Here is a 22,961-nt window from a genome sequence, read left to right on the forward strand (position 1 = left end):
ATCACCCAGTTCCTGATCCTCAAAAAGGTTAAGCTGTGTTATAATTTTCATAGTGAGACCTCGCTAATAGAGATTTTTGACTTAAAACTATTATAACGCTTTGTCGTTTCATTGAGGCTCACAAAAGGGAAAAATCGCTACTTACCGTGGCGATTTTTCTTTTTGTGAGTTTGAAAAGCTATGATGGGTAGGGCATAACCAACTACGGGAATGATTCGCTTACTGACACGCCATACGCATGAAAAATTTCTTCTCTCCTTTTGTCTTCGGAAATAACTGCTTTAAACTTGATATCTACCTTTGTCCAACCACCTTATCCGCGATTTCCAAATAATTGTGGCAAATAATCCTCCAAATGAACAGAAATATAGCGTTGTTTGCGGCGGTAGCTCAGCTTTTCCTTAGGGAATGTCATCATTTGTAAAAGATAAAGACAGACCTTACGAATAGCATTTAAATTGAAGGCAGCTCGTTTATCTAAGGTTTGGTTCTTATCTTCTCGGTAGACCACATCTAACAACCAATGGAGGCTCTCAACCGACCAATGGCCGCGAACAACCTGAGAAAAAGTCTGCACACCCCCCTTGAAACTGAGGATAAAGTAACGAACTTCTTCCGTAATGATGCCATCTTTATCAATGGTATTCTTAGTCATCCCAATCCCACGAAGTTTTTTCCATTTTGGGTGTCGTTGGCTCAGCCATTTCACATCGTGAGAAACCCAGTAGTCCCTCACCTCAATCTGACTGCGTGCCTTTTCAATAGTCTGATAATGACAACCTTTCTCTGTCAACTGAGATAACAAGTTGGCATCACTAAAATAAAGGTCAATATCCTCATGGAGAGTGCCTTGATTTCCTTTGACTGCCAAGCAGTAATCACCCTTACCTCCTATAATCACGTCCGCAATGTCTGTCTGGGTGCCCATGGCATCAATCGTGACAACACTCTTACGAAGGTCTAGCTGACGCAAGAGACGAGGAATGGCAGTAATTTCATTGCTTTTATCCTCAACTGCTACCTGCCCAAGACTAATTCGATTGCCACCATCATAGGCAGTGACAATATGAGTAGGAGATTGGTATTTTCCTCGGTTCCCTCGAATCGTTTTTCCGTCAACAGCTATCAATTTTGAAAAATCAGTTGTTTCTGAAGAGGTTTCGAAAGACAGTTTCAGTTCCTTTAAGAAATCTGGATTGACCATACTCACAACACGTTCCAAGGTATCATGAGAAGGACAACCAGCACTCAAATCAACGTACTCTCCCAAGACAGATTCGTTCATTTCTATAAAATCCTCCATCTCTTTCCACGTTTCAATCCCTGCCAATTGACAAGAGAAAACTAGAAAGAGAATGGTAGATAAGGGATAGCGGATTTTCCATGCTTGACGGCTATCATACTCTTCTTTGTGTTCTTCTATGGATAAAAGAAAATCAATCATTGTAGTTCACCTCTATTCTAGTGTACTACTTTGATTGATCTTTGGTTATGATTTTCGCTTTCTGAAAACGAATTTTTCTTCATGCGTTTAGCGTGGCTTACTGAAAACAATTTCACCAAAAATAAAGACTGCCCAAACAATGGACAGTCTGATAGATTAAGCTACAATCGCTTTTGCTACTTCTTCTGTTGTCATGCGTGAGAAGTAGTGTGTGGTGTCGATTTCTTGTAATTTGGCAAGGACATCTGCGTATTCATAGCGGGTACCAACCAGCAAATCTTCGATGTCCGATACATCACCGATACCGAAGAAGTCTCCGTAAATCTTGATGGATTCGATAACAGATTTTTCAGCCTTGATGTAAGTCGTGATTTTACCTGCTGGGTAACGAACGCTACGCTCCACAGTATATTCTGGTGTTTGTCCGTAGGTCCAATCCCAAGTCGCAAACTGGGTATCACGGATTTCTTGGATACGAGCCAAGTCATCTTCTGACAAGACATACTCGTCCATATCTGGATATTCTTGCTTCATCTGGTTGAGGATAGCATCTTTGAACTCCAAGACGGTCATCTTCTCTGGTAATTCGTTGTTGATGTTGGTCACACGGGCACGGACTGACTTGACACCCTTGGATTCAATCTTGTCCTTGCTGACCTTGAGGGCACTTGCCAGGACGGACATATCCACATCAAAGAGCAAGCAACCGTGGTGCATCATACGACCTTTGGCATAGGCTTGGGCATTACCACAGATTTTCTTGCCGTCGATTTCCAGGTCATTACGACCGGTGAAATTCGCCTCTACACCCAGTGTTGCCAGAGTATCGATAACTGGCTTAGAGAAGGTTTTGAAGTCAAAGGCTCCTTCGTCAGCCTTGTTAGAGATAATGGTATAGTTGAGGTTGTTGAGGTCATGATAGACAGCGCCACCACCTGACAGACGGCGAACAACATGGATGCCATTTTCGTCTGTGAATTCCTTGTTGATTTCTTCAATAGCATTCTGGTGCTTACCGATAATGATGGCAGGCTCATTGATCCAGAGAATAAAAATTTCGTCAATGTCTGTTAGTTCCTTGAAAGCATAGGCTTCGAGGGCGATGTTATAAGCAGGGTCATTGCTGTTGTTTACGATGTATTTCATGCGAAACTCCTTTATGGTTAACTAATTTTTATTATAGTGGAAACGATAACAAAAGACAAGTCCGAAGACCTGTCTTTCAAACTTTAGTTCATGTCTACTCCGTTTGTAGCGATAGCTGTTTTATAACAAAGGAATGAGGTTCTTGGCGTAGTTTAGATACATACGCCTGCTCTGTTCTTTTTTCACTCAAAGGAGAATCGACCCTCCCTTGTACTCGTTTTTGAGTATCAAAGAAGGCTTCACCGTGAAACAATAAGTAAATTGTTTCGCTACCCCATCTCCCTGTTTCACACTGTTAATTCAATTTGGATATCCTCAAAACCTAGAATACAAGATTCATAGTAACCATCTCCAGTAACTCGTGGGCCACTGAGAAGCTGATAACCCGCTGCGACCAATTGCTCAGTCAATTCATTCACCGCTTCTTCACTTCCCAAACTAAAGGCTAGATGAATCAGCCCCAAGTGATTGAGCTGGCTAGGCTTGTCCACCACATCATCTCTAGTCATAATTTCAAGACGAGCTCCATCTTCAAAAGTCAGGAAATAGGATTTAAAACTTGTTTTTGTATTGTGATAGAGTTGATTGGACTTTGCACCGAAATAAGTTTCAAAGAAATTCCGCATTCCTTCTAGGTCTTGAGCATAGATAGCAAGATGTTCAATTTTCATTCGATTTTATCCTCCCTTAAAGAAAAACGGCACACTGCCGTTTTTCTTATTCTACGTCTTTACCATTGCTGGCGATGACTGTTTTATTCATCTGATTATTTCCGCTTTGGTGGGTTGTGGATCGCAACACCAAGAACATCAAGGAAGGCTTCGTACATCACTTCTGAGAAGGTTGGGTGACCGTGGATTGATGCTGCCACGTCGTCAACTGTCAACTCAGATTCCATGATGGTTGCTGCTTCGTTGATCATTTCAGCTGCAACTGGACCGATGATGTGAACACCAAGGATTTCATGGTATTTCTTATCAGCGATAACTTTTACGAAACCATGTGCTTCATTAGAAGCGATCGCACGACCGTTACCAGTGAAGCTGTTGCGACCGATAAGGATGTTTTCTTTACCGTATTTCTCGATAGCTTGGTCTTCTGTCAAACCAACCATAGCGATTTCTGGGTGTGTGTAAACCGCTGCAGGTGTGAAGTCCAATTTAGCCTTGTGGTGGTTGCCGTGGATCGCATTTTCAGCTGCAACTTCACCCATACGGTAAGCAGCGTGTGCCAACATCTTGGTACCGTTGACATCACCTGGTGCGTAGATACCAGGGATAGATGTTTCTTGGTATTCGTTGACCTTGATACGACCGCGGTCCAATTCAAGGTTAAGATTTTCAAGACCAGCCAATTGTGGTACACGTCCAATTGAAAGAAGGGCTTTTTCAGAAACGATTTCTGAACCGTCGTTCAACTTGATAGTCAATTGGTTGTTGGCTTCAACGATTTCAGATACACCAACGGATGTCAAGAATTTCATACCTTTCTTAGAAAGGACTTTTTGCAATTCAACAGACACTTCGCGGTCCATACCTGGAATGATACGGTCAGCCATTTCAACAACGGTTACTTCTGTACCGTATGATGCGTAAACCAAACCAAGTTCCACACCAACTACGCCACCACCCATAACAGTGAGTGACTTAGGAATTTCACGCAAGTCAAGGATATCGTCAGAAGTCAATACCAACTTAGAATCAATACCTGGGATGTTAATGCGTGATACTTTCGAACCTGTCGCAAGGATGATGCTGCGACCTTTGATGACCTTGTCCCCAATAACAACTGTCTTGTCAGGGTTTACTTGACCAAGACCATTGAAGATGGTTACCTTGTTAGCTTTCAAGAGACCTTGAACGCCACCAGTCAAGGTCTTGACAACCTTGTTCTTGAAGTCAACTGTCTTGTCCATGTCAACGGTGTAGTTTGTTGAAGCAAGGTTGATACCACGCTCAGCCGCGATTTTCAAGCCATCAAGGATTTCAGCGTTCTTAAGGTAGGTCTTAGTTGGGATACAACCCTTGTTCAAGCAGGTACCACCAAATTCTGATTTCTCAACGATAGCGATTTTACCGCCCAATTGAGCACCACGAATAGCTGCGTAGTAACCAGCAGGACCACCACCGACAACAACCATGTCATACTCGTCAGCTGCCAATTCAGCCTTCGGAGCTTGTGGAGCTGCTGCAGGAGCTGCAGGTACTTCCAAACCAGCTGCTTTCAAGTCAGCAGTTGCTTGAGCAACCTCAGCTGGAGCAGGTGCAGCACCCACTTCAACTGTTTCACCTTCTGCACCAAGGTAAGCAATGACCTCAGTTACAGGAACTGTTGCACCGTTACCGTGAACGATTTTCAAAAGAACACCTGATTCTTCCGCTTCCAATTCCATGCTTGTCTTGTCTGACATCATCTCCAAGATAACATCACCTTCGTTGACAAAATCACCCTCTTGTTTTTTCCACTCGATGATTTCGCCTTCTTGCATATCTACACCAAGTTTCGGCATAATAATTTCAATTGCCATGATTAAGATACCAAGAGCGAAGAGAAAGCGACTGAAAAATTAGGAAATCGTAGAAAATCCTGATTTTCTAAACGATTTATCTATTTTTCCGAGCTTTCCGCTCGGGTTCAATTGCTAAAACTCTCTCGCTCTTATTCCCTTTCTTTATTTTCTATTCAGAAATCTACATTCCTTTATTTTCGACCAATAAAAACCTTATCAGATTAATAATTCTAATGGGTTTTCCAGCAAGTTCTTCAAGTCAACCATGAACTTAGCACCATTCATACCGTCAACGATACGGTGGTCAATGGTCAAGCAGAGTGCCATGATTGGACGGATTTTGATTTCGCCGTCGATGACAACTGGTGTTTGAACAGTTGCCGCAACACCAAGGATTGCTGAGTTTGGTTGATTGATGATTGGGTTAAAGGTTTTAGTACCAAACATACCCAAGTTGGTGATAGAGAAGGTTGATCCTGACATTTCAGCACCCTTCAACTTACCAGATTGAGCCTTCTTGATGACATCTTTCGAAGCCACCACGAAGTCAGACAAGCTCATCTTATCTGCACCGTGAACAACTGGCACCACCAATCCTTCATCCAAACCTACCGCGATACCAAGGTTGACAAACTTGTGCAACTCGATTTCCTGTGCATCGTTAATCAAAGATGCATTCATGTAACGGTGTTCTTCTTTCATCAAAGTACGAACAACCGCAAGACCGATCAAGTCTGTAAAGGTCACTTTCAAACCAGTCTTGTTCATGATTGGCTCAAGGACTTGCTTACGAAGTGCCATGAGGTTGGTCATGTCGATATCGTAGTTAAGCGTAAAGGTTGGAGCTGTCAAGTAAGAGTTGACCATACCTTTTGAAATTGCCTTACGCATTGGGCTCATCTTGATGATTTCAACGCCTTCTGGCAATTCTTTAGCTGGTTTCTCTTCAGCTTTTGGTGCTGGTGCAACAGTTTCTACAGCTGCAGGAGCAAGTACTGCAAGAACGTCATCCTTAACAATCTTACCATTGACACCTGAACCAGTAAGAGTTGACAAGTCAACACCTTGGTCTGCTGCAATACGGGCTGCAAGCGGTGTTGCTTTTGGAGCTGCTCCCTTAAAGTCTTCAACGTCAACCTTGTGGACACGACCGTTAGCACCTGTTCCTGGAACAAGACCCAAGTCAATTCCAAGCTCACGCGCCAATTTACGTGCTGCAGGAGTCGCACGAACCTTGCCACCACCTTGAGGTTTGGCAGCCGCTGCAGGAGCAACGATGACAGGTGTACGACCTGCAGGCACTTCTTCGATTGCTGCTGCAGGAGCAACTGGAGCAGATGAAGCACCTGCTTCAACTGTCTCACCTTCAGCACCCAAGTAGGCAATAACTTCTGTTACGGGAACAGTAGCACCGTTTCCATGAACAATTTTTAATAGGACGCCTGACTCTTCTGCTTCCAGCTCCATGCTGGTCTTGTCAGACATCATTTCCAAGATGACGTCGCCTTCATTGACGAAATCGCCCTCTTGTTTTTTCCACTCGATGATTTCACCTTCTTGCATGTCCACACCGAGCTTAGGCATAATGATTTCAATAGCCATAATTATGATACAAAGAACGTCCAAATGCGACGGATTTTTGCGGTAAGTCCGAAATCTTTGATTTCGTAGACGCACCCACGTCAAGACGACTAGAACTTTCAAAGACCTTGGTCAAAGAAAGTTCAGACGTCAACGACGCCGAGAGCCGTGCAACTTATCAGTATTATCCGAGCATTTAGTTCGTGTTCTAATCCTTTCTTTCAGTTTCTTACCTTGTCAAGAACCAGACCAGACTTCGATAAGCGAAGTGGCTCAATTCTTTTCCAAGCATTCTTAGTCATGCTAGAACATTTTATTTCTAGTATAGCAGGGTTAGCGTCTTTCCGATTGCATTTCTGCCAAGGCGATTTGGTGCAGGCATAACCGATCTTAGGCAAGCCAAATCAACACAGCCAGAAAAGATAAGCGGATGACGATAATATTAGCCCTTGTTTACTTGCTTGTAGATTGCCGCTTTGATTTTCTCTACGTTTGGCAATACTGCGTTTTCAAGAATGTTTGCGTAAGGAACTGGTACATCGTCTGAAGCGATACGGATGATTGGTGCATCCAAGTAGTCAAAGGCTTCGCTTTCTGTGATGATTGATGCGATTTCACCAATGAAACCACCTGTTTTGTAAGCATCGTTCACCAAGATAACCTTACCAGTTTTCTTCACAGATTCGATGATCAATTCTTTATCCAATGGGATAAGGGTACGAGGGTCAACCACTTCTACGCTGATGCCTTCAGCAGCTACTTCTTCCGCAGCTTTCAAGGCACGTTCCAACATACGACCGTATGAAATAATGGTTACATCTGTACCTTCACGTTTGATTTCACCTTTACCAAGTGGAATGTAGAAATCTGGGTCCAAGTTCACTTCTTCTTTTTTACCGTAAAGAGCTTTTGGCTCCAAGAAGATAACTGGGTTGTTGTCAAGGATAGATGACTTCAAAAGACCTTTTGCATCGTTAGCTGTACCTGGTGCAACCACCTTGATACCTGGAATGTGAGTCAACCATGCTTCAAGGGATTGTGAGTGCTGTGCCGCTGAACCGATACCTGATCCAGATGCCACACGGAAGGTTACAGGTGTTTTCAAGCCACCACCAAACATGTAGTTGGTTTTCGCAGCTTGGTTAACAATCGCATCGAGGGCAATTGTGATGAAGTCCATGAAGGTCAAGTCAACGATTGGACGAAGACCTGTTTGAGCTGCACCAACCGCAGAACCAGCAATTGCTGCTTCAGAGATAGGCGTGTCGCGAACGCGTTTTGGACCAAATTCGTCCAACATACCAACAGATGTCCCGAAGTCACCGCCGTAGATACCGACGTCTTCACCCATCAAGAATACTTTTTCATCCTTACGCATTTCTTCGCTTTGAGCCAAGTTAATCGCTTCACGCAAGGCCATTACTTTTGTTTCAGCCATTTTTTACTCCTAATTTATATCAATTTATCTTTACTGTAACAAGTAAAATATAGAAAACTAATCAATTACTTCATTGTAATCAAGTGTCATAGCTGCTCGAGCTACCTAGTTTGACTTGCACTTTAGAGCTTAGTCAAACTGATTACGTTTGTAGTTGGGGTTCAGACTAGAGGCTTGGAAAAATAGATAAGCCATTAGTGATGTCCACATCACTAGCTGACTCCCTAATTTTTCTGTGCCTCTTTAACATCTTCACACCCTAGAATTGTACTCGAACTAAGGACTGTGCGAATTTCATGTTTAACTATTGCAGTTACTGCGTCGTAGACAACTGTACTTTCTTCGGTTTCACCTGTGAAAATACTAGTTGTCTTGACGAGGGTGCGTCTACGAAATCAAAGATTTCGGACTTACCGCTTATTTTCACTGTGTCCTTTTAACGTTCTCGTTACTTAATCTACAAACACATCCTCATAAGCTACTGAGATGTCTGGATCTGGGCTTTCTTGTGCGAATTTCACAGATGCTTCTACTTGCTCTGCAACTTGTGCTTCGATGGCATCCAATTCTTCGTCTGTCGCAATCTTGTTTTCTGTCAAGTATTTGCGGTATTTCTTAAGTGGGTCTTTTGCTTTCCACTCGTTAACTTCTTCTTTGGTACGGTAAACACCTGCATCGGCAGTTGAGTGACCAAACCATCGGTATGACTCAACCTCAACCATTGCTGGTCCGTTTCCTGCACGAACGTACTCGATGACTTCTTGCATTTTCTCATAAACGGCAATGACATCGTTACCATCCTCGACATAGTGACCTGGAATACCGTAGGCTGCTGCACGTTGGTAGAGATGAGGAATCTTAGTTGAGTAAGAAATATCTGTTGAGATACCGTAACGATTGTTTGTAATGAAGAAGATAACTGGCAAGTTCCAAACAGCTGCCAAGTTCATTGACTCGTGGAATGAGCCTTCGTTTGTCGCTGAGTCACCTGAGAAGGCAATAACGATATTATCTGTACCAAGGTATTGTTGCGTAAGGGCTGCACCTACTGCAAGGGCATAACCACCACCTACGATACCGTTTGAACCAAAGTTTCCTTTTTCAACGTTTGCCAAGTGCATAGAACCACCACGGCCTTTTGATGTCCCTGTTGCCTTACCAGCAAGCTCCGCCATCATGCCGTTGATGTCAATACCTTTTGCAATAACGTGACCGTGACCACGGTGGTGTGAGAAGATGATGTCTTGGTCTGTCAAACCAGCGATTGGTCCAACAGCCGCCGCTTCTTCACCAACTGAGAAGTGAGTCATACCTTGTACGAAGCCACGACGCACCAATTTGTTCAATTTCATATCAACATCACGGATTTGTTGCATTTTTAGGAACATATCCAAGTGTTGTTCTTTTGAGATAGATACCATAATTTCCTCCAAAGGTTTTTCTCGTTCTGTAATATGATAGACCAATATTTCACAAATGGCAAATATTTGAACCGTTTTCTTTTTACAGAAAGTTTCCTGAAATCGCTTGATTTCGTGCGTTTTTTCACAAATCTATCAAGGCTAATCACCTTCTTTTTGAAAAATATTTCACAAACTTGAAATCCTCTTGAAAGCACTTATCCTTTCTGTTAATATAAAGAAGGAGGTACTTATGGAATTCGATTTATTTCTTATGATTTGTAACTACATAGGCACTATCGCATTTGCTGTTTCGGGGGCCGTAAAAGGATTTAAGAAAAAGTTAGATATTTTTGGAATTAGCTTGCTCGGTATCATTACCGCCGTTGGTGGGGGAATTATTCGAGATACAATGGCCAATCGCATTCCTACTGCTTTGACTGATCCTACAGCCATCTATTTATCTCTCGGAGTAGCGATTAGCATGTACTTGATTGTTATCAATCTAAAGCAGGACAAACCACTTGATAAGAAGATGATTCATTTCCTTTCCCAGACAAACCTTATCTTTGATGCAATCGGTCTAGCCATCTTTGCCCTCATTGGAGCCAGTACTGGCATCTCTCTCCAGCTAAACGCTCTAACCAGTGGTATTCTGGCAGCTTTGACAGGTGTCGGAGGCGGAATCGCCCGTGATTTACTCGTCAATGAAACACCTATTGTTCTTAAAGAAGATGTCTATGCTGTCCTTGCATTTTTCTCAGGAGTCCTCTATCATCTTTGCGTTGTAAATTGGAAATTACCACAAATTCCAACCTTCATCACCATTTTTACCATTTCTTTAGTCATTCGATTATTGGTAATTAAGTACAAAATCAATCTTCCCAATATGGAAAGCAAACGAAAGGTCTGAGTTCGTCAACTCAGACCTTTTTGTATTATTATTGATTACCAGCCACCGTGGCCACCTGCACCTGGTCCTGTTGCTGTGATTTGAGTAATCTGCTCACCGTTAACTGTCACAGTACCTCCTGTCAATTCAGCAGTCCCATCGAAGTCAAAAGCAGATTGAGCTGTTACATCAATTGTACCACCGGAGATATAAATGTCTCCATTAGCATCAAAGGCGTCCGTATCTCCACTACCTACAGCCACTTTCAAGTCACCGCCAGTTACCTTGATAAAGATATCTGATGACGTTGTACTTGCCGCATTAATAGCATCATCTGAACCGTAAACATCTAATGTACCACCATTAATCGTGATGTTAGTACCTTCAAGTGCCTCAGCAGATTCTGATACTGTAATGGTACCTCCGTCAATTGTCAAAGCGGTCTCCGCTTTAATACCATCATCACCTGCTTTTACAGTAATTTCACCGCCTGTGATAGTTGTATAACCTTTGGTAGTATCTGTATCATTTGTAGACTTGATACCATCACCACCTGCTGTTACATTGATTGTACCACCATTGATTGTCAATGAATCCTTACCACGAATACCATCATCCACTGCAGTGGCGGTAATATTTCCTGAATTCACGACAAGGTCGTCCGTCGATACAATACCATCTTGGAAGTTCCCCTCAACTGTCAGGCTACCATTACCAGTGATGGTCAAATCTGCTTCAACATGGATAGCCCCTTCAATATTGGTGTCTGTATGATTGCTGGTATCTTTCACTGTATTCGTCGTACTATCTTTGATTTCCAGTTCAACATTATCAGCATTAATAACATTGATTGCTGCAGTATCTGAACTTGAAATCTCAGCACCTGCTAGAATGATGCGAACATTGGCATCTGTTTCAACCGTTACACCAGCTGTTGTTGAACCAGTCAAAATATAGGTTCCTCCCTCAGTAATTTTCAAGCCATCATTTGAAAGCGTCACTTCTGTCGTTGGAAGAGCTGACCAGTCAATAGATGACGTGCTCGAATCTGATGAAGTGCTATTATTTGAAGTTGTCGCTACACTTGTCTGACTAGTTGCTGCTGAGCTTGAAGTCGTCGTTGAACTTGAAGTAGATGAACACGCTGCTAAGACACCAAGACTCATAAGAGTAACACCAGAGTAAAGTAATTTTTTAAGATTTGTTTTCATAATAAAGATTCCTTTTCTTTCTTTAGGAAGTCGTATCCCTTCCTGATACGCTCCTAGTTTACCTTTCCTTCCTAAAAGAAAGATTAAAGATTGCCAAAAGAAAACTTAAAGTTCTTAGGAACTACAAAAGGCCGGGAAACCCAGCCTAGGAATAATCATTGATAAAATCTATAACTTAACCCAATTCAAGCTTTTCAACTCAAGCAAGGGAGAAGTTTCAGGGTTGGTATCTGATTCAGAAATGCGTTTTAAACCTGGAATCATCGCATTGTATTGATAAATGCGAAAAACACCATCTCCTTCAAATAAGTATGTTCCATCCTGTAAAGGACGAAGTAGGGCGTCCGGTCCAATTTCAAATCCAAGATTGCGGAAATTATCCACCAAACGTAGACTCTCATCGGCAAGCTGAGTATAGAGGTCAATTAAGACATATTCTCCCGACTTGTCCAAAGCTAGAAGCACCTCCTCTGTACCATCATGGTTGACATCATACAAACTATAAAATATTCCACTATATTCTTGCCCCTGACTAGTTAATAAGCTCAGATAGCTACTGACCTCATCCTGATTGATTACCTCAGCAGGCTGCCCCATATTCGCTTGATAACGATCAATAACTGATTGGTATACCTCACTTAGCTCAGGAGTGGTCACTGAGGATGCTTGCGTCTCGGAGCTAGATGCTATTGTTGACGCTTGCTGCAAACTAGAACTATCTGAAACTTGGCTTGAAGCACTAGAGCTAGAACTCTCACCACCTTTTACCTGATTAGACTGACAAGCAGCTAGTAGTACAACTGTGGACACTAACATCAGTTTACTAATAAATGTTTTCATAACTTCCTCCTGTGCTCTATCTTTGGTCTTATACTCTTCGAAAACCAACATTATCCGTTGTCAAGAGCCTTGATGAGTGAAAAGCTCCAGTGGAGGTTTTCAGCCTGTTACCTTGAAATAAGATAGTAACAGAGTTCTATCTTCGGCTTCGTTTCCTAGGTTACTTTTGATTTTAGTATAACATCTTTCCGAGGGCTTGTAAACGCCACCATATATGGACAAAGTATCCGAGCCAGAAAAAGCCGAATGTTTCCATCCGACTTTTGTTGTTAATCTTTCTGATCAAGAGCACGCAACATTTGGTCAATTTTATTGCCGTACTCAATTGATTGGTCTTTTTCAAAGACCAAATCCGGAATTTTATAAAGAGTTAACTTACGACCAAGTTCTCTCTTAATGGTTCCCGTCGCTTTTTCAAGACCAGTTTGTGCTTTTTGATTATCGGATGCCAAATTACTCATGATTGTGTAGTAAACCTTGGCCATTGACAAATCGCCGACCATCTGAACATCTGTAATGGTCACTCCCTGCACACGTGGATCACGAACTTTCTTTTGCAAAATCTCATTGACTTCGCGCTTGATTTCCATCCCGACACGGTCTGTACGAAAATGGTTTGCCATAGTCATTCCTTTCTAACGAATGATAGAAAAGCTGAGTTTCCTCAGCTTTTCTTGCTGGTAGAAGATCACTTTCTATCTACCCTATTTTATTCAATACGTTTACAGTTGGTCGAAACATCACCATCTCAGGTTGATTATTTCTTAATTTCTTCCATGATGTAAGCTTCAATGGTATCATCAACTTTCAAGTCGTTGTAGTTCTCAATCATCAAACCACCCTCTTGAGCATTACCAACTTCTTTCACATCGTCCTTGTAACGCTTCAAGCTCGCCAATTTACCGTCGAAGATAACAACACCATCACGGATGACACGGACGCTTGAATCACGGGTAACCTTACCACGTACAACCATGAAACCACCGATGGTACCAATTTTCGATACTTTAAAGGTTTCACGGATGACAGCTTCACCGATGATTTTTTCTTCATATTCTGGGTCAAGCATACCTTTCATGGCATCTTCCATCTCTTCGATAACCTTGTAAATGATGCTGTGAAGACGTACTTCAACATCATCTGCTTCCGCTTGATTGCGTGCTTCGGCAGTTGGACGAACGTTGAAACCGATGACAAGCGCATTGGATGCTTCCGCAAGGGTGATGTCTGACTCGTTAATGGCACCAACTGCTGAGTGAACGATATTGACACGCACGCCTTCCACTTCGATTTTTTGAAGGGATGAAGCAAGTGCTTCAACAGAACCTTGTACGTCAGCTTTGATGATCACATTAACTGACTTAACTTCACCTGCTTTAAGAGTGTCAAAGAGGTTTTCAAGGCTAACTCGTTGCGTTGCTTGACGCTGTTTAAGAAGGGCACGTTTAGCACGTTCTTCACCAGCTGCACGCGCAGATTTTTCATCTTCGTAGACTGCAAAATGGTCACCTGCCATTGGAGTTTCGTTCAAACCTGTGATCGAAATTGGCGTTGATGGACCAGCAACCTTAACACGACGACCAAGGTCATTTGTCATAGCACGAACGCGACCAAAGGTATTTCCGACAACGATTGGGTCTTGAACATTAAGTGTTCCTTGTTGAACAAGAAGGGTTGCGACGGCACCTTTACCTTTATCCAAATGCGCTTCAATAACTGTACCAATCGCACGAACTGTAGGATCAGCCTTGAGTTCTTGGATTTCAGCTACTAGAAGAACCGTTTCCAACAATTCATCGATATTTTGGTTGAATTTAGCAGAAATTTCAACGAACTCAGACTCACCGCCCCAAGCAGTTGAGATAACGCCATGTTCAGCCAATTCACCGATAACACGCTCTGGGTTTGCACCTGGCTTGTCAATTTTGTTGATAGCTACAATGATTGGAACATTGGCAGCTTTGGAGTGGTTGATTGCCTCGATAGTCTGTGGCATAACTCCGTCATCTGCTGCAACGACCAAGATGGTCAAGTCAGTAACAGATGCACCACGTGCACGCATAGATGTAAAGGCCGCGTGTCCAGGTGTATCCAAGAAGGTAATCTTCTTACCGTTTTCTTCGATTTGGTAGGCACCGATATGCTGAGTGATACCACCCGCTTCGCCTGTTGCGACACGAGAATTACGAAGAGTATCCAAAAGTGTCGTCTTACCATGGTCAACGTGACCCATGATAGTCACAACTGGTGGACGCTCCACCATTTCCTCTTCATTGAGGTAGCCTTCTTCGACAAAGAAACGTTCAATATCGGCATTGTCGACCTCTACTTTTTCTTTGGCTTCAATTCCATAATCAACCATTAGGAGTTCAATGGTATCGCCATCAAGAGATTGGTTCTGCGTTGCCATAACACCCATCATGAAGAGCTTTTTAACAATTTCAGCTGGTTCACGCTTGATTCGTTTTGCAATTTCTGCGACGGTCATGCCAGCAGTATATTCAAATTCAGTTGGCAATTCGTGGAACTTGCGTTCTGTGACAGGCTTGGCAGGTTGATTGTTCTTGCCACGTTTATTTTTCTTGTTGTTATTCCAGTTACTATTTCTTTGATTTCTCACTTGATTTTGACTATTTCGATTTCTTTGTTGTTTCCGTGGACCATCTTCTTCGTCACTATTAAAGTCACGCTTTTTATCTGGTCGAGCTTGTTTCTTACGACGGGTATCTACAGCACTGTCAGCAACTTTCTCAGGTACCGCTGCGACTGGTGTTGGTTTAACAAATGGCTTGCTTTCAATCACCGGTTCTTCAAACTTGATTTCCTTTGGTTTTTTCGGTTGCTTCTTCGCTTCTTGTGCCTGACGGAATCGCTCTTCGCTAGTGCGAGCATATTCTGCATTCTGCTCAGCTTTTAGGGCTGCAGCACGCGCTTTGAAGTCAATTTTAGGTGCCGCAGGTTTTGCAGCCTCTCTTTGCTCAAAGCGAGCTGACTGACCTGAACGGTTATCCTGGCGACGATTGTCGCGACGGTCACCAAAACGATTGTCCTTGCGTTTATCTGAACCTTGCTCACGTCTATTATCGCGTCGGTCATTACGGTCATTATTTGGACGGTTTTGACCTTGTTGACGGTTATCACGACGGTCTTGATTTTGTTTACCTTGGCCACCTTTACCTTGTGCTCGTTTAGCTGCTTGCTCCTTGGCACGTGCTTCCCGTTCTGCCTTAAAGTTACGGCTCTGTGGACGGTGTGGTGTTGCTGGAGCAGCCACCTTCGTTTCTTCCTTAAGCGTTGGTGCGGGTGCGTCCTCTTTTACGACCTCAGCCTTGGTTGCTGCTGGCTTTTCTACCGGCTGAACTTTCGCTGTTGGTTTAGGCGCTTCTACTTTTTGGTTAAAGCTATCAGCCAAGCGTTTAGCACCTGCTTCATCTACACTTGAAGCATGGCTTTTGACTTCAAAACCCAATTCTTGAGCCTTAGCAACAACTTCCTTACTGCTAACACCTAATTCTCGGGCAATTTCATTCAATCTCTTCTTAGACAATGCCTTGTCCTCCTGTTCTATTCCATAATAGACCTCATCTTCTTTGTAAATCCAGCGTCTGTCACTGCAAGGACTTTTCTGGCCTTGCCGACAGCTGCACTCAATTCCAGTGTTGAAAACACTGTTACAACTTCTACTTGATAGGTATGACTTTTATCTGTTACTTTTTTACTTAAATTTCCAGCTGCATCGTTGGCTAAAAACACCAACTTTGCCTGCTTTTTTTGGATCGCTTCAACAACCAAGTCTTCGCCTGAAACCAAGCGACCTGCTCGTTGGGCCAAGCCCAATAAATTTAAGATTTTCTGTTTCTTATTCCAGTCCAAGCTCTCTCCTCTTGACCTTGTGATCAACATAGGCAATCAATTCATCATAGAACTCTTCAGCCACTTCCATGCTAAAGGAACGATCGAAAACCCGACGTTTTTTAGCCTGAGCAGCTTCCTCATTGTCCAATTTGATATAGGCACCACGACCGTTTGCCTTGCCGGTTGGATCGATAAATACTTGACCTTCTTTATTTTTTACAATACGGAGCAAATCCCGTTTGTCGATGATTTCACCGGACACCACAGACTTGCGCAAGGGAATTTTTCTAGCTTTTGCCATGGTTGCTCCTTTTGCCTTATTCTTGTTCTTCTGCTACTTCTTCTACAAGCTCATCTACCGCATATTGAGCTGCCTCGATTGCTTCATACTCTGATGCTGACTTGATGTCGATGCGGAATCCTGTCAAATGGGCTGCCAAACGAACGTTTTGACCACGGCGACCGATTGCTAGTGACAATTTATCATCTGGCACAACGACTGTAGCATGTTTGCCATCTTCTGTATCAAACAATACTTGGTCAACTTCTGCAGGTGCGAGTGCATTGTAGATAAATTCCGCTTCGTCAGCTACCCACTCGATAACGTCAATATTTTCCTCAGTAGGAATCATGCGGTCATTCTTAGCATCGTAACGAGCTGGGTGGAATTTGCTCGTGATTTTCTTAATATTTGAACCACCACGACCAACGATCGTACCGATAGCATCCACGTTTGGATTGTGGCTACGAACAGCGACTTTCGTACGGTCACCCGCTTCACGAGCAACACTCATGATCTCAACAGTACCATCATACACCTCAGGAATTTCCTGCTCCATGAGGCGTTTAATCATTTCTGGATGGCTACGGCTAACAAATACGTTTACTCCACGACCATTGTCTTCTACCTTGTAGACATAGACTTCAATACGGTCATGTGACTGGAAAACTTCGCCAGGAATTTGGTCCTGTTTTGACAACTGGGCTTCAATGCTGCCAAGGTTGACATAGATAAAGCGATTGTCAAATCGTTCAACTGTACCAGACATGATTTCATTCTCATGTTGCTTGTAGGTATTGAAGGTAATGGCACGCTTTTGCTTGCGCATTTTTTCCATAATGGTCTGCTTGGCTGATTGAGCAGCTACGCGACCAAATTCTGCAGGATCTTCTTGGAATTTGATTTTATCACCCATTTCATACGCAGTTGAGATGGCCAAGGCATCCTTGAGGCTGATTTCCAACCGGCTATCAAAGACCTCATCCACTACTTCACGGACAGTATATACATGGAAGTCAGCCTTCTTCTCATCAAACTCGATGACTGCTGACTCTGCTTGTCCATAACGGCGTTTATAGGCAGAGCGGAGTGATTCCGTCACTGCATCAATAATATCCGCCTTGTTGATACCCATGTCTTCCTCTAAAATGCGGAAGGCTTCTAGCATTTCTCTACTCATCTTCATTTCCTTTTGATAGCAAAAGGTCCTTTCTTATACTTAAATTTTAACGGCTAAACGTGCCTTGGCTACAGTCGAATATGGAATGGTCACTTCTTTTTTACGAGTCTTGTCCATATATTCCATGACTAAATCCGTTCCATCAAAGGACAGGAGAGTTCCTTCAAAAATCTTCACCTTGTCAATAGCCTGATACAGCTTGACATGAATGTATTTCCCAACAGCTTGGGCAACTGCTTCTGCTGTCTTCAAGGGACGTTCCAAACCTGGACTGGTCACTTCAAGCATATACTGCTCTGGGAAGGGATCTGGCTGAATCGTATCCAAAAGCGGACTAATGATTTCGGATAAATCTGCCGTATCCTGAAGGGAAATCCCTCCTTCCTTATCAATAAAAATCGATAAGACGTAGTCACCACCCATTTTGCCATATTCCACATCTACCAACTCATAAGGAGTTTGGATCGCTGGTTCAATGGTAGCCGTGACTAAATCAATAATTGATGACATAGGCACCTCCTTTTACAATTCTAACCTGCTACAATTTGCATACAGGGAAAGGGTTGACTGACGTCAACCCCCTTTTCTCTTTATTTCTATCCTGTATTTTACCACAATTCCCTAGAACTGTAAAGAAAAACGATAAGGGCAACTATTGGTAAACGTTATCCATTTTTACAGTTGCATCACTAAGATTACTTTGCTATACTATCATTGGAGGTCCATCATAAAAAAAGAAAGTATAGTATTCACCCTTTGCCTAGTGCTTCTCATCATAACTCTAGCTGTCTTTCTCTTTATTGACAGCCATTTATTGTATGGCTTAGAAAGCCTTAGACCAATAGCCTACTTACTCATCGGTTCAGCCATTGCCACTTGCATTGTCTATCTAATCCATTTTACAAAAGAAAAATAAGGAGTCCATCTGGATTCCTTATTTGCTTATCTTATTAAAATCGAGCTTCCACGCGATAGATAACCTGACCCTTGTTTGAGAATTTTTCCTCATACTCTGTCATAACATTGCCTTCCAACCCATCTGCATGTAGGTCTAGCCAGACCTGCTTCAAGACCATGCCGTATTGTGAAAAACTAGCCAAGCTATATTCAAACAAACCACGGTTATCCGTCTTGAAATGAATTTCCCCATTTTCAGGTAGAATTTCCTTATAGGTATCCAAGAAAGACTTGTAGGTCAATCTACGTTTTTCATGGCGTTTCTTAGGCCATGGATCTGAAAAATTCAGATAAAGCTGATCTATCTCTGCCGGTGCAAAATAGTTGGTCAAACTCGAACCATCCACCTGCAATAATTTTATATTTGGCAAGCCAGCTTCAAGCACACGGTCCAAGGCATAGCTTAACACGGTCATCTGAATATCAATACCAATATAGTTAATATCTGGATTTTGCGCAGCCATACCAGTGACAAAGCGACCTTTACCAGAACCAACCTCTATGTGGATAGGATTATTGTTTCCAAAAATCTCTGCCCATTTCCCCTTACATTCCTCTGGATTGGAGATAACATACTGGGGATTGTTTGCTAGAAGCTCACTCGCTCCCTTACGATTTCTAACTCTCATACTTCCTTATAGAAACTCTGACGGAATTGCCGTAGAGCGTAAATTTCTTTATTTGCAGCCAAAACATTGTAGCTTTCTACATGCTTAGCAATTTGGTTTAGATAGCCAAGCTGGCCATACCAATAAACCTTATTTAATACTGTGCTGTTATATTTGTAGCCATAAGCCCGAAGCCACTCTTCCCAGGACTGACGAGGAATATAATGCGTCAAAACATAGGCAACATCCAACATCCGATCCGTTACACAAGCGGTCTCCCAATCTGTCAAATACACCAAACCAGACGTCGTTTCTACCCAGTTACTATGATGCAAATCTCCGTGAACAAATGTTGCCACCTCTTGACGGAATCTTGGTAGATTATTCAATAAATCTTGACAGATAGATTGCAGATAAGAATTCTGTCCCAATCTAGTTGGCGCCTCTTTTTGCCAACGATAAACCAAATCCTGAGGTTCCATATAGGTATAATTCATCTGCAAAGCCTGATTGAGCAAAATGCGAGAATAGTGCATTCTCACCAGTATTTGACGAATCTGTTTACTAGTCATATCTTGACGCTCCAAGGTACGACCATTCAACCACTCCTGCTCTACACGATGCCCCATTCCTACTTCACGATTTGCTGACAAAACGGGTGGTGTAATTTGCTCACGCGCAAGAGCAGACACTATCGGAGGCATCTCATACTTCACAAAGACTGGCGTTCCGTCTGACCGTAGGCCTTTAAACGCTTTGCCACTATTTCCTGCAATAGACTGTAATTGTAGCCCACTGGTATCAAACTGCATGCCTTTCCTCCTTTAAAAATTCCTTACTATTTTACTAATTTTCGTCTATTTAGTCAATCAATTTTTTTAATTTTAGAGGCAAATATATTTCATGCAAGAAAATCCCCACAAGAAGTAAGACGACTACCATCGTATTCTCTTTAGAAAATAGCAGAGCAAAGCCTAATTCCACCAGTAATAGACTGTATAAAATCACTCTAAGCAAATTCTGAAGACCGATTTTCTTGGAATCTTTCTCCAAAGGATACAGTTGTGTTACATATTGATAATCATAATGCTTGTAAAGCCCCAACAACTGGAAGACAAGCAAATAATGAAAGACTAGAACTAGGCCGATGGATAACCACGATTCTTCAATGGCAAATAGGGACAAAATCGCCAACAACAGTAGACGTATCGTCAAGCCCAAGTAGTCTCCTGAACGCAAGAAAGCCCGTAAGTAGAGATAAAACCAAGTCTGTCTCGACTTGACAAGACGCAAGATTCCATTGAGATAGCTTCTCGGTCTAACTGTCGTGCTGATGCCTTTAACCGTCGTAAACAAGGCAAAGAAACGTAAAATAGACTGTTTCCTTTTTTGTTCATCTTGAATAGCCTTAGACCAGTCCAATACTCCCTGTGACTGATAAGCCGCTAATTGGCGCTTGACAAGAAGACATTTTAAAACCAACAAAGTAAGAAGACCAGCTACAATCATCCACACCGGTAAACCCAGTTTCAAATAGATTGGTAACAAAACAAGCTGAACCACCACCTGTATAGAGGACCAAAACAAGACCGTGCGTCTGGCTGCAACCTCGAGTCCTTGTAGAATGTCTTTTTCCTTGGTCAATAAGAAGATTTGATCAGCTTCTTCTAAATAAGTCGCAATTCTTCCGGACAATAGCACCAGTAGACTGATTGCAATAACCACCAAAATAATCGGCAACGGATTCTCAGGGAATGACAACAATAATTGACGGTATTGCAAACTCAAAAAGCCTAATAAAACCATGAGAACCAAAACAAAATGGTCATTCAGAACATAGCGCAGATACTTGGAACAACGATTAAAAAAATCTAGTCGGCGTTGTTGAAACAATTCTTTCATCCAGCCACTCCTTCTTGCGTCAAGGCCAGATAAATTTCGTTCAGACTTGCACCATCCATACCAAATGCGCTTTGTAGCTCCTCCAAATTTCCAGTTGCACGGACCTGTCCCTGATGTAAAATCACAAAAGAGTCGCACATTTTCTCAGCTGAGTCAAGAACGTGGGTGGACATGAGAATGGAAGTGCCCTTAGATTTTTCTTCCTCCAAAAGAGCGATCAAGTCAGAGATAGCCACAGGGTCTAATCCCAGAAAAGGCTCATCAACAATCAGCAGACTCGGCTCCACCATAAAAGCACAAATAATCATGACCTTCTGCTTCATTCCCTTTGAAAAATTGACAGGAAACCAGTCCAATTTTTCATCCAAGCGAAATAGTTTTAACAAGTGCTCAACACGTCCCCAAGCTTGCTCCCAGGATAAATCATAGGCCATTGCTACCACTTCCAAGTGCTCTTTGAGGGTTAGTTCTTCATACAAACTTGGTGTTTCAGGAATAAACCCAATCTTCTTCCGATAATTTTCAGCCCCTTGTAGCAAAGTTAAGCCGTCAATTGCAATCTGTCCTTGATAAGGTGTCAAAAGACCGATAATTTCCTTAATAGTCGTTGATTTCCCTGCACCATTTAAACCAATTAGACCAACTAATTGACCATCCTCAACCGTAAAAGATACATCTTTCAAAACCGGGATATTGACATACCCTCCAGTTACATTTTTTACTTCTAACATACATTTCTTCCTACAATTTGATATAATTATTATAACAAAAATCCCAGAAAGAGGTTGCCATTATGTCGGATTGTATTTTTTGCAAAATTATCTCTGGAGAAATACCAGCTTCAAAAGTCTACGAAGATGACCAAGTATTAGCCTTTTTAGACATCACTCAGGTCACAAAAGGACACACATTGGTCGTCCCTAAAAAACACTACCGAAACGTGCTTGACATGGATGAAGAAGCTGCAGCCACACTCTTTTCTGTTGTGCCAACCATCACTCGTCAGTTAAAAGAAAAACTTGGAGCTAGTGGTCTAAACATCGTTAATAACAACGAGGAGGCCGCTGGACAAACCGTCTTTCATACACACATCCATCTCTTACCACGCTTTAACAATCAAGATGGATTGAACATTCAATTTAAAGCCAACGACCCTGACTTCCCAGCCCTGGCTCAACTGGCACAAGAGCTCTATCTAGGAGAATAATATGAAACTTCGTAATATCATTTTAGCCGTAAGCGCCGCTACCGCCAGCTTCCTTGCAGTCACGCATCGGGATAAAATTGCTAAAGAAGTACAGGAAACCAAACAACTTCTATCAGATATTCAATTGAGCAAGGACAATATTCAGGAACAACTTGCCATTATCCAAAGTTTTCAAGAACCCTTGCAGGAAATGGCTTCTGACTTACAATATAAGACTCGAGTCTATCAGCAAAGCATTGCAGGAAACTTGGAAGAAATCCAACAGATTCTCAAAAAATACCAGAATGAGAACAGCACTCCCTAACATAGGGAATTTCCAAATATCGTCATTTAGTTTTTCTTTTATTACTTCGACGTAAGAGGAAACTCTGTTTCCTTATTTCCAACTTCAAACACTCCACTGGATTGTTTGAACTCGCCTTGCCTAACTTCAGTTATGCCTGCGGCTTTTGATGTGAACATCGTTCACTTCATCCCCAGTCTCCAACTATCTCCCAGATAGTTGGAGCGA

The 22,961-nt window shown here is 42.4% G+C and carries 21 protein-coding genes and 2 pseudogenes; 3 read left to right on the forward strand and 20 right to left on the reverse strand.

Features of this window, described 5'->3' with window-relative positions; genetic code table 11:
• Positions 1–313: 313 nt before the first annotated feature.
• The 7 genes from P7J36_RS04935 to P7J36_RS04970 all read right to left on the reverse strand — a co-directional run bounded on the left by P7J36_RS04935 (position 314) and on the right by P7J36_RS04970 (position 9,539).
• Positions 314–1,444: an ISAs1 family transposase gene (locus P7J36_RS04935; RefSeq protein WP_408551426.1), complete on the reverse strand. Its 1,131-nt coding sequence runs from the start codon at positions 1,442–1,444 to the stop codon at positions 314–316.
• A 156-nt stretch (positions 1,445–1,600) separates the two neighbouring features.
• A complete protein-coding gene (locus P7J36_RS04940) occupies positions 1,601–2,590 on the reverse strand; it encodes a lipoate--protein ligase (RefSeq protein WP_205027024.1) in 990 nt (329 codons plus the stop codon).
• A gap of 287 nt (positions 2,591–2,877) precedes the next feature.
• A complete protein-coding gene (locus P7J36_RS04950; RefSeq protein WP_105095601.1) occupies positions 2,878–3,261 on the reverse strand; it encodes a VOC family protein in 384 nt (127 codons plus the stop codon).
• Between the two features lie 95 nt (positions 3,262–3,356).
• Positions 3,357–5,117, reverse strand: a complete 1,761-nt coding sequence (gene lpdA, locus P7J36_RS04955) for a dihydrolipoyl dehydrogenase (protein WP_029171016.1) — start codon at positions 5,115–5,117, stop codon at positions 3,357–3,359.
• A gap of 198 nt (positions 5,118–5,315) precedes the next feature.
• Complete coding sequence (locus P7J36_RS04960) at positions 5,316–6,701, reverse strand: dihydrolipoamide acetyltransferase (RefSeq protein ID WP_408551427.1); 1,386 nt, start codon at positions 6,699–6,701, stop codon at positions 5,316–5,318.
• A gap of 421 nt (positions 6,702–7,122) precedes the next feature.
• A complete protein-coding gene (locus tag P7J36_RS04965; RefSeq protein ID WP_002942393.1) occupies positions 7,123–8,118 on the reverse strand; it encodes an alpha-ketoacid dehydrogenase subunit beta in 996 nt (331 codons plus the stop codon).
• Positions 8,119–8,570: 452 nt separating this feature from the next.
• Positions 8,571–9,539 (reverse strand): thiamine pyrophosphate-dependent dehydrogenase E1 component subunit alpha, encoded by a 969-nt coding sequence (locus P7J36_RS04970; RefSeq protein WP_044674001.1) that lies wholly within the window; start codon positions 9,537–9,539, stop codon positions 8,571–8,573.
• A gap of 232 nt (positions 9,540–9,771) precedes the next feature.
• On the opposite strand from P7J36_RS04970, the gene P7J36_RS04975 reads away from it, so the two are divergent.
• Positions 9,772–10,431, forward strand: a complete 660-nt coding sequence (locus tag P7J36_RS04975) for a trimeric intracellular cation channel family protein (RefSeq protein ID WP_044682340.1) — start codon at positions 9,772–9,774, stop codon at positions 10,429–10,431.
• Positions 10,432–10,466: 35 nt separating this feature from the next.
• Here P7J36_RS04975 and P7J36_RS04980 read toward each other — a convergent pair whose 3' ends face one another.
• The 13 genes and pseudogenes from P7J36_RS04980 to P7J36_RS05040 form a co-directional block, all read right to left on the reverse strand.
• The gene (locus P7J36_RS04980) at positions 10,467–11,621 is read right to left on the reverse strand and encodes a carbohydrate-binding domain-containing protein (protein WP_408551428.1); all 1,155 of its coding nucleotides are present in this window, start codon (positions 11,619–11,621) and stop codon (positions 10,467–10,469) included.
• Between the two features lie 168 nt (positions 11,622–11,789).
• A complete protein-coding gene (locus P7J36_RS04985; protein ID WP_408551429.1) occupies positions 11,790–12,461 on the reverse strand; it encodes a colicin lysis protein in 672 nt (223 codons plus the stop codon).
• A 269-nt stretch (positions 12,462–12,730) separates the two neighbouring features.
• A complete protein-coding gene (gene rbfA / locus P7J36_RS04990; protein WP_002942382.1) occupies positions 12,731–13,084 on the reverse strand; it encodes a 30S ribosome-binding factor RbfA in 354 nt (117 codons plus the stop codon).
• Positions 13,085–13,218: 134 nt separating this feature from the next.
• Positions 13,219–15,429: pseudogene (infB, locus tag P7J36_RS04995) on the reverse strand (translation initiation factor IF-2); the annotation flags it as partial.
• Between the two features lie 483 nt (positions 15,430–15,912).
• Positions 15,913–16,008: pseudogene (locus P7J36_RS05000) on the reverse strand (translation initiation factor IF-2 N-terminal domain-containing protein); the annotation flags it as partial.
• Between the two features lie 17 nt (positions 16,009–16,025).
• Complete coding sequence (locus tag P7J36_RS05005) at positions 16,026–16,334, reverse strand: YlxQ-related RNA-binding protein (RefSeq protein WP_408551430.1); 309 nt, start codon at positions 16,332–16,334, stop codon at positions 16,026–16,028.
• On the reverse strand, positions 16,321–16,617 hold the full coding sequence (gene rnpM, locus P7J36_RS05010) for an RNase P modulator RnpM (RefSeq protein WP_029179281.1): 297 nt from the start codon (positions 16,615–16,617) through the stop codon (positions 16,321–16,323). Before rnpM ends, P7J36_RS05005 begins: the two co-directional genes overlap by 14 nt.
• A gap of 16 nt (positions 16,618–16,633) precedes the next feature.
• On the reverse strand, positions 16,634–17,776 hold the full coding sequence (gene nusA / locus P7J36_RS05015; RefSeq protein ID WP_408551431.1) for a transcription termination factor NusA: 1,143 nt from the start codon (positions 17,774–17,776) through the stop codon (positions 16,634–16,636).
• Between the two features lie 39 nt (positions 17,777–17,815).
• Positions 17,816–18,286, reverse strand: a complete 471-nt coding sequence (gene rimP, locus P7J36_RS05020; protein WP_408551432.1) for a ribosome maturation factor RimP — start codon at positions 18,284–18,286, stop codon at positions 17,816–17,818.
• A gap of 440 nt (positions 18,287–18,726) precedes the next feature.
• Entirely contained in the window at positions 18,727–19,362 is a 636-nt protein-coding gene (trmB, locus tag P7J36_RS05025; protein ID WP_105109340.1) for a tRNA (guanosine(46)-N7)-methyltransferase TrmB, read from the reverse strand.
• The gene (ccrZ, locus tag P7J36_RS05030) at positions 19,359–20,153 is read right to left on the reverse strand and encodes a cell cycle regulator CcrZ (protein ID WP_029188407.1); all 795 of its coding nucleotides are present in this window, start codon (positions 20,151–20,153) and stop codon (positions 19,359–19,361) included. Before ccrZ ends, trmB begins: the two co-directional genes overlap by 4 nt.
• A gap of 49 nt (positions 20,154–20,202) precedes the next feature.
• Positions 20,203–21,243 carry an ABC transporter permease gene (locus tag P7J36_RS05035; protein ID WP_408551433.1) on the reverse strand — a complete coding sequence of 347 codons (1,041 nt, stop codon included), beginning with the start codon at positions 21,241–21,243 and terminating at the stop codon, positions 20,203–20,205.
• Positions 21,240–21,974, reverse strand: a complete 735-nt coding sequence (locus P7J36_RS05040) for an ABC transporter ATP-binding protein (RefSeq protein WP_002942356.1) — start codon at positions 21,972–21,974, stop codon at positions 21,240–21,242. Before P7J36_RS05040 ends, P7J36_RS05035 begins: the two co-directional genes overlap by 4 nt.
• Positions 21,975–22,036: 62 nt before the next feature.
• Here P7J36_RS05040 and P7J36_RS05045 point away from each other — a divergent pair, with 62 nt between their 5' ends.
• Both P7J36_RS05045 and P7J36_RS05050 read left to right on the forward strand, forming a co-directional pair.
• A complete protein-coding gene (locus tag P7J36_RS05045) occupies positions 22,037–22,450 on the forward strand; it encodes an HIT family protein (protein WP_408551434.1) in 414 nt (137 codons plus the stop codon).
• Between the two features lies 1 nt (position 22,451).
• Positions 22,452–22,754, forward strand: coding sequence for a hypothetical protein (locus P7J36_RS05050; RefSeq protein WP_024395377.1), 303 nt, complete (start codon positions 22,452–22,454; stop codon positions 22,752–22,754).
• Positions 22,755–22,961 lie beyond the last annotated feature (207 nt).

Origin of the sequence: Streptococcus suis (assembly GCF_046032115.1) — a bacterium.
GTDB classification, from domain to species: domain Bacteria; phylum Bacillota; class Bacilli; order Lactobacillales; family Streptococcaceae; genus Streptococcus; species Streptococcus suis_AJ.